Genomic DNA, 13,199 nt, shown 5'->3' on the forward strand with positions numbered 1-13,199 from the left:
TCTTAGAACCCTGTTCGCGTACTAAACCGGAAGAATTCGGCTCGGTCGTAGTCTTCCTTGATGAAAGCCTCCGCAAAGTCGAACCGGACCGGTCCAAAAGGTGAATCCCAGAAGATCGAGACGCCGGCCGAAGCCCTGAGCGCCAGATCATCAATGGTGAAGAGTTGCCCCGGTGACCCCTGCTCGACCTGATCTGGCTGGTCCAGCAGGCCCAACGTGCCAAATTCGGTGAACACGCTGCCCCGCACTCCGTACTGCTCGGGCAGACCGAGCGGGAATGCGACTTCGAATGCCCCGATCGCGTAGAGGCGGCCACCCAGCGAGTCACCGCGCTGGATCTCGCCCGTGACGGGGTCGACACTCACGGCCCGCGGGCCGATGCCGGCCACTTCAAAGCCGCGGAAGGAATTGCCGCCCTTGAAGAAGCGGTCGTTGATACGGACGCTGTCCCCACCCCACGGCAGCACAAACCCGCTGTCCATGGTGAAGCTGGCGACAACATTATTGCCGAACCAATTGCTCAGAACCGGGCGGTAGATGCCACCGGTGATTTCCGAGCGCACATAGCGCACATCACCGCCGACGCCGGCGAAACCCTGGCTGAATTGCAGGCGGAAGCCGTTGGTCGGCTCGATCGGATCATTCAGCCGCGACCAGTTGAGCGTGTAGGTGAGCACCGACGTGGTGCGCGCGCCCGACTGGTTGAGCAAGGCCTGCGAGGCCGACGAGAAGACCAGGACATTGTCGTTCCGCAGCGTGTAGCCGAGCTGAAGATTGGTCGAAGCCGTGACCGGGAAACCGAGACGCAGGCTGGCACCCGTCGACTCGGTCTGGAAGGAGGCTTCCGACAGGAAGTCCGAATTGACCCGGAACAGGTCGAATCCGGCAGCCAGATTGCGGTCGAGGAATCGCGGCTCGGTAAAACGCAGATCAAGGGATTCGCGGTTTGAACTCGCCGAGATGCGGAAGCGCAGGAACTGGCCGCGGCCACGCAGGTTGCGCTCCGAGATCGACAGGTCGACGAGGAAGGCGTCGGTCGACGAGAAACCGGCACCGAAGGCGAGTTCGCCTGTCGGCTGCTCGGTCACCGAAACGTTGACGCGCGCCCGGTCCGGAGCCGAGCCCGGGGATTCCTGGATCTCGACATCCTCAAAGAAGCCCAGGCGCCGCACATTGATGCGCGAGCGGTCGAGCAGGACCTGGTTGAAGGCGTCACCTTCCACAATGTCCAGCTCGCGCCGGATCACCCGGTCCAGGGTCCGCGTATTGCCGGCAATGTCGATACGCTCGATATAGACGCGCGGCCCTTCATCGATGACGAATTCGACGTCCACCGTGCGGGTATCGCGATTGCGTTCGGTGAGCGGGCGGACATTGACGAAGGCGTAGCCCGACGCACCCGCCGCAAAGGTCAGCGAGTCAATGCTGTCCTCGATCAGCTGGCCGCGGAACAGGTCGCCCTCACGCACCGGCAGGATGCGCGTCAGGAAGTCCTCGTCCAGGTCCGGAATCTCGGTCGACACCGAGACATTGCCGAAATTGTAGAGCTCGCCCTCATCAATGGTGATGGTGATGTAGAAGGAGCGCTGGTCCGGTGTCAGCTCGGCAACCGCCGAAAGCACGCGGAAATTGGCATAGCCCTGGTTGGTGTAGAACTGGCGCAGCAGTTCCTGGTCATATTCCAGGCGGTCCGGATCGTAATTGTCATTCGACGACAGAAAGCGCCACCAACGCGATTCCCGCGTCACCATTTCACGGCGCAAACGGCGATCGGAGAAGCTCTCATTGCCGATGATGTTGATCCGGCTGACGCCGGTCACCGGGCCCTCGGAGATCTCGAAAACCAGATCGACCCGGTTTTGCGGCTGCTCGATGAGCTTCGGCGTCACTGTCGCGGCAAAGCGGCCCGAGCGGCGGTACACTTCGATGATGCGCTGCACGTCGGACTGCACCCGGGCGCGCGTGAAAATGGCGCGCGGCTGGGCTTGGATCTCGTCGGTGATCTTGTCGTCATCAATGGCGCGATTGCCTTCGAGAATGACGCGATTGATGATCGGGTTTTCCTGCACCATGACAACGACGACCTGGCCACGGTCGGCGATCTGCACGTCCGAGAACAGGCCCGTTGCGATCAGGGTCTGGATCGACAGGTTGACCAGTCGGGAGTCCCAGGTCTGTCCCGGTTGCAGCAACAGGTAGGAGAGCACGGTGTCGGCCTCGACCCGCTGATTGCCCTCCACCAGGATCTGGCGGATCACCGGCTGGGCCTCGACTTGTGACGCCGCCGCAGGCGCTTCCGATTCCGTTTCCTGTGCCGTCGCTATCGCAGACAGATTCGCAGTCAGAAGAGCCGCAAAGAGCGCACGCAGTACACTTGCCATGGAAGATCGCCGCTTGCTGGGCCCGGTCAAAACATCTGTCCGAGCAGGTAATTCAAATCATTCCAGGTCGCTACAAGCATCATACAGAGCACGAGTGCAAGCCCCACCCGGAATCCGATGGACTGTGCCTTCATGCTCAGCGGACGCCGGGCAACCGCCTCATAGGCGTAATACACCAGATGCCCGCCGTCGAGGATCGGTATCGGTAGAAGATTGACCAATCCCAGTCCCACCGAAAGATAGGCGGCGAGGTGAATCAGGTTGACGACCAGAAGAAGCGTGCTTTCACCGGCGCTTTGGCCGGCCTCGACACTTGAGACCGCCGTCTGTCCTGCCGTCGTGGCAATTCCCACGGGCCCGTTCAGCAATTCCACAGAGGCACGTCCGGTAACCACCCGGCTGACATAGCGGCCCGTCATCGATACCGCGGCCCAGGTTCGATCAATCCCGTAGCCGACGGCGGTGACCGGATTGAACCGGTCCCGCAACGGCGGTCCGGCCACCGAACCGAGGCCCAGTCGACCCAGCGTCCGCGTTCCGCCGAACGGGTCCTCGACCGCGGTCGCCCGCGGGGCTGCCCGCAAGATCAGGGTTTCGCCCTCGCGATTGACCGTGAAACGCAATTCCTCGCCGGGCCGCCAGATCACCTCGGTCACGATCTCCTGGAAGCTGCGGATCTCATTGCCATTGATGGCCAGGATCTCGTCGCCCGGTATGAACCCGGCCTCCTGCGCAGCGCTGCCCTCGGCAACCGACCCGACCACCGGGGCCTGGTAGGGCTGGCTGCCAAAGCTCAGCGCCAGCGCGGCAAAAATGGTGATCGCCAGGATGAAATTCGCGATCGGACCGGCGGCCGTGATGAAAGCACGCTGCCAGATCGGCTTGAAGTGATAGCAACGGTCCGCATCCGGACCCATGCGACGGCGTATCTCGTCCAGCTTGTCGGCATCGGGCTCACTGGCTGCGCCGGCGTCCCCGAGAAACTTCACATAACCGCCCAGCGGAAAGGCCGCGATGCGCCATACCGTACCGCGCTTGTCCCGCCAAGAGACAACGGTTGGGCCGAACCCCATCGAGAACGCCTCGGCATGCACACCGCACAGACGGCCGGCCCAGTAATGGCCAAGCTCGTGGATCACCACCACGATTGAAATCAGGAAGACGAATGAAAAGATCGTCAGTATGCCGCCGCCAATGAGGCCCATTACGTTACTACCATCCCTATTGGTTTGCTGACCGGACTCGTATCAAGTCACGTGCCAGATAGCGCGCCCGACTGTCGATGGCGAACACATCCTCGAATGCGCTCAACCCGGCCGGCATGTCGGCATCGGATGCCGATTGGGCGAGAACCTCTTCAACGCAAGCGGCGATGTCAAGAAAGCCGATCCTGTCTTCAAGGAAGGCCTCGACCGCGATTTCGTTGGCGGCGTTGAGCACCGTCGGCGCAATACCGCCCGAGGCGATCACTTCGCGGGCCAGGCGCAAGGCCGGAAAGCGTGCTTCGTCAGGCGCTTCGAACTCCAGCTTGGCCACCTCACCCAGTTTCAACCGTTCCACCGGCGCCGCCATGCGTTCCGGCCAGGCCAGCGCGCTGGCGATCGGCGTCCGCATGTCCGGCGAGCCCAGCTGCGCGAGCAGGCTGCCGTCCGCATACTCTACTAGGCCATGAATGATGGACTGGGGATGAACGACGACCTCGACTTGCTCGGCCGGCAGGTCGAAGAGCCAGCAGGCCTCGATGATCTCGAGGCCCTTATTCATCATGGTCGCGCTGTCGATGGTGATCTTGGCGCCCATCTCCCAGGTCGGGTGGGCGAGGGCATCCTTGCGCGTGGCCAGGCGCATGCGTTCAGCCGACCAGGTCCGGAAGGGACCGCCGGACGCGGTCAGGGTGATCGACCGGATGGCCGCGCGCTGAGCCGGGTCAAACACCTGGAACACAGCGTTGTGCTCGCTGTCGACCGGCAAAAGAGTACTGCCCGACTGGCGGGCCGCGGCCATGAAAAGCGGCCCGGCGCAGACCAGGCACTCCTTGTTGGCGAAGGCCAGCGCCCCGCCCTGCTCCAGCGCCGCCCGCGTCGAAGGCAGCCCTGCCGCCCCGACAATCGCCGCCATGACCCAGTCGGCCGGTCGGCGCGCCGCCTCGACCACGGCATCCTCGCCGATCCCGATCTCGATCTGGGGATGTCCTGACAACCGCTCGCGCAATTCGGTGCCGGCTGCGGGATCGGCAATGGCGACAAACTCCGCGCGGTGCGCGATGGCGGCCTTGGCCAGTGCCGCCGCATTGCGGCGCGCTGTCAGTGCCACGACCTGATAGGCGTCGGGCTCGGCCCGACCGACCAGATCAAGCGTGGCCTGGCCGACCGATCCGGTGGCGCCGAGGACGGACAGTCGCCGCGCCGTCATACGATCCTCCAGCCCAGAGGCAGGACGCTTTCCACCAGCACCGCCGTGATCACCGCCAGCATCAGCGCGTCAACCCGGTCCAGCACGCCGCCATGCCCGGGGATGAGACGCCCGGAATCCTTGACGTTAAAACTGCGCTTGAACAGCGACATGGCGAGATCTCCCAGCACCGAAGCGATGGCCACCAGGGCCCCGAACACGGCGGCATTATCGCCCTTGAGGTCAAAGATTGCAGCGCAAACCACAGCCGCCGCCACCCCGCCGGCCATGCCGGCCAGGAAACCCGACCAGGTCTTGTTCGGACTGGCCTGGGGGATCAGCTTGGGTCCGCCGAGCCAGGTCCCGACCAGATAGGCGAGAGTGTCGGCTGCCCAGACGATGGCGAACAGCATGATCACCGCCTGCAGTCCGTTGTCCGGCTGCGCCCGAAGCGCCGCCAGCAGGGCCGCCGCCAGTGACACGTATAGCACGCCGAGAACTTCGACCGACCAGCCCCGGCGCCAGCGCTCGAAAGCACTCGCTGCGGTTCCAGTCCCGCCCCAGAACAGCGCCTGGGCCATGTCCGTCTGGCCCGCCAGGAGCACCGCGCCGGACGCGGTCGCGCAGGCGATGGCGTAGGCCACGGGAGGCGCTTCCGGATCCGACATCTGGATCCATTCCCACGCCATGGCAGCGGCGAAGGCAGCCACCCAGGCGGTGAAGAAGATGTCTCCGGCCAGCAGCAATGAGATGGCGACCAGCGCCAGCAGCACAGCCGAGATCAGGCGCTTCTGGAAGACCGGGTCACGCCGCACCGGCATCAAGCCCCCCGTAGCGCCGACTGCGCTGGCGATAGGTGTCGAGGGCCTGACGGAAATGGTCGGCGGAGAAATCCGGCCACAGCACGTCGAGAAAAAGCATCTCCGCGTAAGCCGCCTGCCACAGCAGGAAGTTGGAGATGCGCTGCTCGCCGGAGGTACGGATCAGCAGGTCCACGTCGGGCATGCCCGCCGTGTCGAGCGCGTTGGCGAAGCAGCTTTCATCAACCGCTTCGGCACTCAACTCACCGGCTTCAACGGCCCGCGCCAGATCGCGCGCGGCCCGCACGATCTCGTCGCGGCCGCCATAGTTGAAGGCAATGGTCAGGAAGAAGTCGGAATTGTCGCGGGTGCGCGCTTCGGTACGCTCGATGATCTCGGCCAGGTCCGGGCTGAGGTCCGACCGGCGACCGATGATGCGAATGCGCACGCCGCGCCGGGCCAGGCTTTCCAGGTCCGCCTCGACATAATTCTTCAGCAGCTCGAACAGGGCCCCGACCTCATCGGCCGGGCGACTCCAGTTTTCCGTCGAGAACGAGAACAGGGTCAGATGCCGCACACCCAGCTCGCCGGCCGTCTCCACCGCCTTGCGAACGGTTTCCACGCCCTTGCGATGACCGAAGGCGCGCGGTCGCCCACGCGCCTTCGCCCAGCGTCCATTGCCATCCATGATGATGGCGACGTGATGGGGTTCCGTCAGTGAAGCGGAAGCGTTGTCACTCATGGTCTCGCTCCGCCGAACGGGTGATCAGACCTGCATGATCTCTTCTTGCTTGACCTTCAGGCTCTCGTCGACCCGCTTGATGGCCTCGTCGGTCAGCTTCTGCACGTCCTCGGCATAGGACTTGTGCTCATCTTCCGACAGCACGCCATCCTTTTCGAGCTTTTTCAGGGCATCCATGCCGTCGCGACGCACATTGCGCACCGCAACGCGGGCATTCTCCGCATACGATCCGGCCAGTTTGGCGATCTCCGCGCGACGCTCCTCGTTGAGCGGGGGGATCGGGATCCGCAGAAGCTGCCCCTCGACCACCGGGTTGAGGCCGATGCCGGAATTGCGGATTGCCTTGTCGATGGCGCCGACCATCGACTTGTCCCACACCTGCACGGTGATCATGCGCGGCTCGGGAACCGAGATGTTGGCCAGCTGGTTGAGTGGCGTCGGCGTGCCATAGGCCTCGACGCGGATCGGCTCGACCAGGCCGGCGCTGGCGCGACCGGTACGAAGCCCGGCAAACTCCTTGCGCAGGGCCTCGATCGCCCCGTCCATGCGGCGCTTCAGGTCTTTTTCGTCAAAATCGGTATCGTCGCTCATCGCCCCGCCCTCTTGAGATTACGAATGGGTGTCCTGCGCGTCCTTGCGCTTGCCGATCATGGTGCACACGCCCTGGCCGGCCAAGACGCGGGCCAGACCGCCCTTGTCATGGATGTTGAAGACCACGATCGGGATGGCATTCTCCCGCATCAGGGTCACGGCCGAAGCGTCCATCACCTTGAGGTCGCGCGTCAGCACATCGAGATAATCCAGCTGGTCATAGCGCTCGGCATCCGGATTGGTCCGCGGGTCTTCCGAATACACGCCATCGACCTGGGTGCCCTTGAGCAGCGCGTCGCAGCCCATCTCCGCCGCCCGCAGCGCCGCTGCCGTGTCGGTGGTGAAAAAGGGATTGCCGGTGCCCGCTGCAAAGATCACGACCCGGCCCTTCTCCATGTGCCGGGTGGCCCGACGGCGGATATAGGGCTCGCACACCGTAGTCATCGGGATGGCCGACTGGACGCGCGTCTGGACGCCGGTGCGTTCCAGGGCGGTCTGCATGGCCAGGGCATTCATCACCGTTGCCAGCATGCCCATGTAATCGGCTGCGGCCCGGTCCATGCCCTTGGCGGCGCCGGACAGGCCGCGGAAGATGTTGCCGCCGCCAATAACCAGGCACATCTCGGTGCCGGCCCGCACGGCCTGGGCGACCTCTTCGGCGATGCGCGTCGCCACCTCGAGGTCAATTCCGTAATTCTGGCTGCCCATCAGGGCTTCGCCAGAGACTTTGAGCAGAACCCGCCGGAATTGCGGCGGGTTCGCTGTGCCAGACGGCTCGGATGAAATTGAATCGGTCACGGCGTCGCAGCATATAGAAAGCGGCGGCGCTGGAAAGCGCCGCCGCTGTCAGTCTCAGGATTGGCCGGTGGCAGCTGCCACCTCGGCCGCGAAGTCTTCCGTCTTCTTCTCCACGCCCTCGCCCAGCGCCATGCGCTGGAAGCCGGAGATCTCGACGGAGGTACCCATGTCCTTGGACGCGTCGGCCAGCACCTGCTCGATGGTGCGGTCCGGGTCCATGACGAAAGCCTGCTTCAGCAGCACGACTTCCTCGTAGAACTTGCGCATGCGGCCTTCCACCATCTTCTCGACGATGTTTTCCGGCTTGCCCGAAGCGCGCGCCTGGTCGGCAAACACTTCACGCTCCTTGTCGGCGATCGCGCTGTCAACACCGTCAATATCGACGGAGACAGCCACGGCCGGCGAACCGGCAGCCACGTGCATGGCGATCTTGCGGCCCAGCTCTGCGAGCTTGTCCTTGTCACCATCCGACTTGAGGCCGACCAGGACGCCGATGGCGCCCATGTCGTCGGCCGCCGGATTGTGCACGTAGCTGGCCACGACGCCCGGCTCGGCGGTGACGGTGGCGACGCGGCGCACCGACATGTTCTCGCCGATCGTGGCGATCAGGTTGGTCAGCTTGTCATCGACGGTTTCGCCGGACGGCAGCTTGGCCGACTTGAGAGCGTCGACGCTGTCGCCGGTCTCGACGGCCAGGCGGGCGATGTCCTTGACGGTGGCCTGGAACTTCTCGTTGCGGGCCACGAAGTCGGTTTCCGAATTGACCTCGACGACGGCACCCTTGCCGCCATCGGTGGCCACGGCGACCAGGCCTTCGGCCGCAACGCGGTCGGCCTTCTTGGCGGCCTTGGACAGACCCTTCTTGCGCAGCCAGTCAACGGCGGCTTCGAAGTCGCCGTCCGTCTCGTTCAGCGCCTTCTTGCAGTCCATCATGCCTACGCCGGTCTTGTCGCGCAGTTCTTTCACGAGAGCAGCAGTGATCGCAGCCATCGGTATCTCCTGGAATTGCTGTGTACCGCGAAGCTTACGCTTCGGTTTTCTCATCGTCGGACGACGGAGCGGGGGTCTCTTCCGCTGCGGCCGGCTTGTCGTCGGCCTTGGCCTTCTTGGTGGCCTTCGGCTTCTCGGCTTTCGGCTTTTGCGCCTTCGGCTCTTCGGCAACCGGCTCTTCGACCAGCGTCTCGACCGGCGCTTCCGCCTCGCCCAGATCCATGCCCATGGCCACCTGGCTGTCTGCCATGCCGTCCAGCGCCGCGTCGGCGATCAGGTCGCAGTACAGCGAGATGGCGCGGCTGGCGTCGTCATTGCCCGGGATCGGGAAGTCGATCGGATCCGGATCGCAATTGGTGTCGACCACGGCGATTACCGGGATGCCCAGCTTGCGGGCTTCCTGGATGGCGATGCCTTCCTTGTTGGTGTCGATCACGAACATCAGGTCCGGCACGCCGCCCATGTCCTTGATACCGCCGAGCGACCGGTCGAGCTTCTCGCGCTCGCGGGTCAGCATCAGCTGTTCTTTCTTGGTCAGGCCGGCCAGGCCGCCCTCGGCCTCGAACATGGCTTCCAGCTCGCGCAGGCGGGCGATCGAGTTGGAGATCGTGCGCCAGTTGGTCAGCGTGCCGCCGAGCCAGCGGTGATTGACGTAGTACTGGGCGCACCGCGAAGCAGCCTGGGCCAGCGGATCGGAGGCCTGGCGCTTGGTGCCGACGAACAGGATGCGGCCGCCCTTGGCAGCGGTTTCGCGCACCTTGACCAGGGCCTGGTGCAGCAGCGGAACCGACTGGGACAGGTCGATGATGTGAATGTTGGAACGCTCGCCGAAGATGAAGTCCTTCATCTTGGGGTTCCAGCGGTGGGTCTGGTGACCGAAGTGACAGCCGGCTTCGAGCAGCTGACGCATGGAGAAATCAGGGAGAGCCATGGTAATTTCCTTTTCCGGTTGGCCTCCACGGAGCGGAGCCGCGCGCACCTGCGAGCGGCACCGGAGCGTCAGGTCACTATGACCGGACGGAGCCCCGTGTGCGTGATGGCGCGGCTTATAGGCTCACCCATGCGCATTGGCAAGCACGGACAGGCAGGATGATTGCAGCCATCCCGCCGGCCCGGTCCCGCTCAGTGGCGAGGCGCTTGCCCCGGGCGTCCCGAATACAGGTCCGCGGTTATTCGGAAGCGGCCGTTTCCGGTGAAACAGAGGCGTGATCAGCGACGTAATACCAGCGCCCGTCGATCAGCTGTTGCACGTCCATGAAGCGTCCGGTGATGGAAAACTCCTCGCCGCCCCCGGCCGGTGTCTGGCTCAGCGTCCACACGCCCCAGGCCGCGTGATTATCGCCGAAATGCGCCGAGCCGTGGGTCTCGATGTCCAGGCTGATATCGTCATAGGCGTCGAAAAACCCCTGCCAGTCGGCCCCGATGGCCGCCGGACCGCGGACATGATGGGTGCCGGGCGAATAGCTGTCGGCATCCTCGGTGTAAAGCGAAGCCAGGGCTTGCGAGTCCTCGGCCGCGACGGCAGCCACAAAGGCCTGCAGCAGCGCCTCCGGCGTGTCCTGGGCCACGGCCTGCGAACTTGCGAACAGCGCCAGCGTGCCGGCGGATATCAAACGGATCATTGATGCCTCCCCAAAATCCATCCGCCCAGATTGTCATGGCCCGACCGGAGCCGGCAACTTCAAACTGGCGGCGCATACCTTCGCACGCTTCACGATATTGCGAGGCCGGGCATTGCGAGGACCAGCACGAAATCCGCCATGGCGGCCACCGCCTGGCGATACGGGAGGAAACGGGGCGGCGGGACGAACCTGCCGAATATTCAAAACAAGGGTTCATCACGCCACCCCGTTCGCGGAGATTTGGGCCAGGCCTCGCGGCACCGGATTCCAGACCGGTCGGTAGGGGCGATCCATGATTAGTGTCGCCGCGACCTCCCGATAGCCCCGCCAGCGTTCCGGCTGGTCCTAACCGGCACCCGGACGGGCTCCGCCCGCTCCACGACCACAGATGACCAGGCCTGTGCCTCCCGTGCCGTGAAGCCGGGGGAAGTGTCCCATGCGCCAGAGGGGGTGGGGATGAAAACGGGCGGAAAAAAGGGACGCCCTCTGATTTCATTGATGAAACCGTCACGGACGGTCGCGAAAAGTGCGGAGAAAAAAATTTTATGACCCGCCGCCGCCCGGCTGTCGCCGCGCTGTGGCGGGGCAAGCCCGCCTCCCTCTCCCTGGGGAGGGGGTATAGATAAATCAGGTAAATATTGCTCTACTGGCGCTAGTTGATATGAGGGGGCCTTTGGTGGAGATCGAGACAGTCGAATACGATACCCCACAGAAATTGATCTTGGCCTTAATTGAAATTAGCCAAGACGGAAAGCTATTTAGAGGGCATTCTGACCGCGAATGGAGGCTGATTCCATCAGCTACAAGGTCCGCACTAAATAATTTAAGTAAAAACGAAAATGACGACTTTAATGCACTGGATCTTATTACACAAATAAGAACGGTACATAATAATCTGAAATTATCAAGAATCAAAAAAACAAAAGACTTCTATCAGCTTTGCGCGAGCCATGGCATTCCTCTACCTGACTTGGGCCCTGAAATGCATGCTGAACTCATGGGTTTCAGTCGACCGCTATCCAGTATAACCCGCGTAGCCACTAGCTGTCCTGGGCCCGAGCCTGAGCTTTGGTCGCTCTTGTCGCTTATGCAGCATTACAAAATCGAAACAGAACTTTTAGATTGGACGAGAAACCCACTTGTCGCGCTATTTTTTGCTACAGAGGGCTCTGTACAGGCCGATGGATGTGTCTGGGAGTTCGAAGAGGCTCCAATTAATAGCGCCCCACCCCACTCAACGGTTAGCTGGAGTGGGTCGTTATTAGGCTTCCGGTCGCCGCTTGAGGGAGGAACTGACTGCGCGATCTTTTTGGAGCGACCGACGTACATCGAAAATTCAAGGATTAAAGCGCAAAACGGCGTTCTATCGATAAGCGTTTTGGATCACAGAAAAAGCACCTCCCCACTTGAAGACGGGGTGCGGTCTGCTGGCGATGCATTTGACTTTGCACAAATTTACATGCGCTTATGTAAGCACTTACTTGCAGTAGAAAAATTCGGCCTAGACACCCCCCCCACTATAAAGAGGCATATCGTCAGAAATCAATTTAAGCACGAATTGCGTCGATATCTTAGCAACATGAAAATTGATACACTTTCCGTTTATCCAGAAATAGGGAGCATCGGGGGTATATTGGAATAATAACGCGACAATATCCCAACTATTTAGTTTAACGTTTTTAAGAATCAGTAGGGCGCTAGCAAGCGTCTCAAATTAGATTTACAGAGCGCATTAAATTAGTACCTTTTTATAAATTATTGAAGGCGGGCTTTAAAGCATTCGAATATCTATAAATACTGTTTACGACATAGCTCACCGTAACGCATATTGACCTTCCTTATTTTGCAAAGAAAACTTTTTATCTCGGCAATTTCACACGACAAAGCGCCAATATTTAATCATTTATGTAGGTATTGTAATAATGAAATGTCCGCCGAAATATATTTAACGGTTGCATAAATGATAACCCCATCGACATCCTCTAATTTAAAAGGCTTGTTTAAGACAAATCGTGCGGGCTGCCCCTCTCCATCATTAATAGAGATGTTCTCCGCATAAAGATAAGTTCTATCTGAACTATCCAAAATGGGGTTCAATCGTCCATTTAATCCGGAGATGTAGCCTGTTCTACGTATTGTGGTAGACCCTATATTGCCTTTTCGGGTAAGCCTTATGTCTAAAGTACCGCTAGTATCAATCTGCTCATAAATAGCCGCAGGAAACTCGGTGTGTGAAACAACGATAGTGCTTGATCGACGAACCATCAGGTCGAATTCCGCAACGCCGTGATCGCTAGTCTCGAGGGCGGTGTATGTACCATTTTCAGCCTGTACGGTTACAGAACAACCTTTAATCGGAGTGCCTTCATCGTCCCTAACGATGACAGTTAGCTTGGATTGTTCGTGGGTGTCGGTTTCCGCTAAGGCACTGAAGTCGCCGCGGACCAATTCAGTAGGCACCGTTCCGCCAGAGCTGATTAGTTTTCGTATAATTAGAGAGACGAGCTCTTCGGGTGAGCGGTTTTGAAGTGAGATGTAGCCAACAGTCTGCAGAACACCGGGCACTTGAGTATCGTCGAACCTCGCAGGAAGAATGTATTCCTGCGCTTGTCGAAATGCGCGGGCCTGAGCCGATGCGCGCTCATGGCCGGTCCAGACCTTTTCCGAGTAGGCCTTAGAGATGAAAATCACCGTAAACCGTGCTTGGTTCAGATACACATCGCAAAGGTGATCGTATAGGTTTTTCCCCCATAAATCAGCCTCTTCGAAAAGGTCATAGAAGACGTTTACTCCTTGATTTTTAAGAAGGTTGGCGACCTGATCGACGTATTCTCGATCCTCTCCAGCAAATGACAATGCGATGTCATATTTGATTTCGTTCATT

Annotated in this window: 12 protein-coding genes; 1 reads left to right on the forward strand and 11 read right to left on the reverse strand. The window is 60.9% G+C overall.

The window, feature by feature from the left end; all coding sequences use genetic code 11:
- Positions 1 to 2: 2 nt before the first annotated feature.
- From bamA to ACXYMR_RS08685, 10 genes are all read right to left on the reverse strand, one after another.
- Positions 3 to 2,381 (reverse strand): outer membrane protein assembly factor BamA, encoded by a 2,379-nt coding sequence (gene bamA / locus ACXYMR_RS08640; RefSeq protein WP_458942449.1) that lies wholly within the window; start codon positions 2,379 to 2,381, stop codon positions 3 to 5.
- A gap of 26 nt (positions 2,382 to 2,407) precedes the next feature.
- The gene (locus ACXYMR_RS08645; RefSeq protein WP_458942450.1) at positions 2,408 to 3,586 is read right to left on the reverse strand and encodes a M50 family metallopeptidase; all 1,179 of its coding nucleotides are present in this window, start codon (positions 3,584 to 3,586) and stop codon (positions 2,408 to 2,410) included.
- Between the two features lie 16 nt (positions 3,587 to 3,602).
- Positions 3,603 to 4,793 carry a 1-deoxy-D-xylulose-5-phosphate reductoisomerase gene (gene dxr / locus ACXYMR_RS08650; protein ID WP_458942451.1) on the reverse strand — a complete coding sequence of 397 codons (1,191 nt, stop codon included), beginning with the start codon at positions 4,791 to 4,793 and terminating at the stop codon, positions 3,603 to 3,605.
- A complete protein-coding gene (locus ACXYMR_RS08655; RefSeq protein ID WP_458942452.1) occupies positions 4,790 to 5,593 on the reverse strand; it encodes a phosphatidate cytidylyltransferase in 804 nt (267 codons plus the stop codon). Before ACXYMR_RS08655 ends, dxr begins: the two co-directional genes overlap by 4 nt.
- The gene (locus tag ACXYMR_RS08660; RefSeq protein WP_458942453.1) at positions 5,577 to 6,314 is read right to left on the reverse strand and encodes an isoprenyl transferase; all 738 of its coding nucleotides are present in this window, start codon (positions 6,312 to 6,314) and stop codon (positions 5,577 to 5,579) included. Before ACXYMR_RS08660 ends, ACXYMR_RS08655 begins: the two co-directional genes overlap by 17 nt.
- A gap of 24 nt (positions 6,315 to 6,338) precedes the next feature.
- The gene (gene frr, locus ACXYMR_RS08665; protein WP_458942454.1) at positions 6,339 to 6,905 is read right to left on the reverse strand and encodes a ribosome recycling factor; all 567 of its coding nucleotides are present in this window, start codon (positions 6,903 to 6,905) and stop codon (positions 6,339 to 6,341) included.
- An 18-nt stretch (positions 6,906 to 6,923) separates the two neighbouring features.
- Entirely contained in the window at positions 6,924 to 7,703 is a 780-nt protein-coding gene (gene pyrH, locus ACXYMR_RS08670) for a UMP kinase (protein ID WP_458942455.1), read from the reverse strand.
- Positions 7,704 to 7,757: 54 nt separating this feature from the next.
- Positions 7,758 to 8,693, reverse strand: coding sequence for a translation elongation factor Ts (gene tsf, locus ACXYMR_RS08675; protein WP_458942456.1), 936 nt, complete (start codon positions 8,691 to 8,693; stop codon positions 7,758 to 7,760).
- A 34-nt stretch (positions 8,694 to 8,727) separates the two neighbouring features.
- Positions 8,728 to 9,624, reverse strand: coding sequence for a 30S ribosomal protein S2 (gene rpsB, locus ACXYMR_RS08680; protein ID WP_458942457.1), 897 nt, complete (start codon positions 9,622 to 9,624; stop codon positions 8,728 to 8,730).
- A 238-nt stretch (positions 9,625 to 9,862) separates the two neighbouring features.
- Positions 9,863 to 10,315: a YybH family protein gene (locus ACXYMR_RS08685; protein WP_458942458.1), complete on the reverse strand. Its 453-nt coding sequence runs from the start codon at positions 10,313 to 10,315 to the stop codon at positions 9,863 to 9,865.
- A 676-nt stretch (positions 10,316 to 10,991) separates the two neighbouring features.
- On the opposite strand from ACXYMR_RS08685, the gene ACXYMR_RS08690 reads away from it, so the two are divergent.
- A complete protein-coding gene (locus ACXYMR_RS08690) occupies positions 10,992 to 11,957 on the forward strand; it encodes an FRG domain-containing protein (protein WP_458942459.1) in 966 nt (321 codons plus the stop codon).
- 257 nt (positions 11,958 to 12,214) lie between these two features.
- Here ACXYMR_RS08690 and ACXYMR_RS08695 read toward each other — a convergent pair whose 3' ends face one another.
- On the reverse strand, positions 12,215 to 13,198 hold the full coding sequence (locus tag ACXYMR_RS08695) for a toll/interleukin-1 receptor domain-containing protein (protein ID WP_458942460.1): 984 nt from the start codon (positions 13,196 to 13,198) through the stop codon (positions 12,215 to 12,217).
- Position 13,199 lies beyond the last annotated feature (1 nt).

Source organism: Maricaulis sp. CAU 1757 (genome assembly GCF_054482675.1).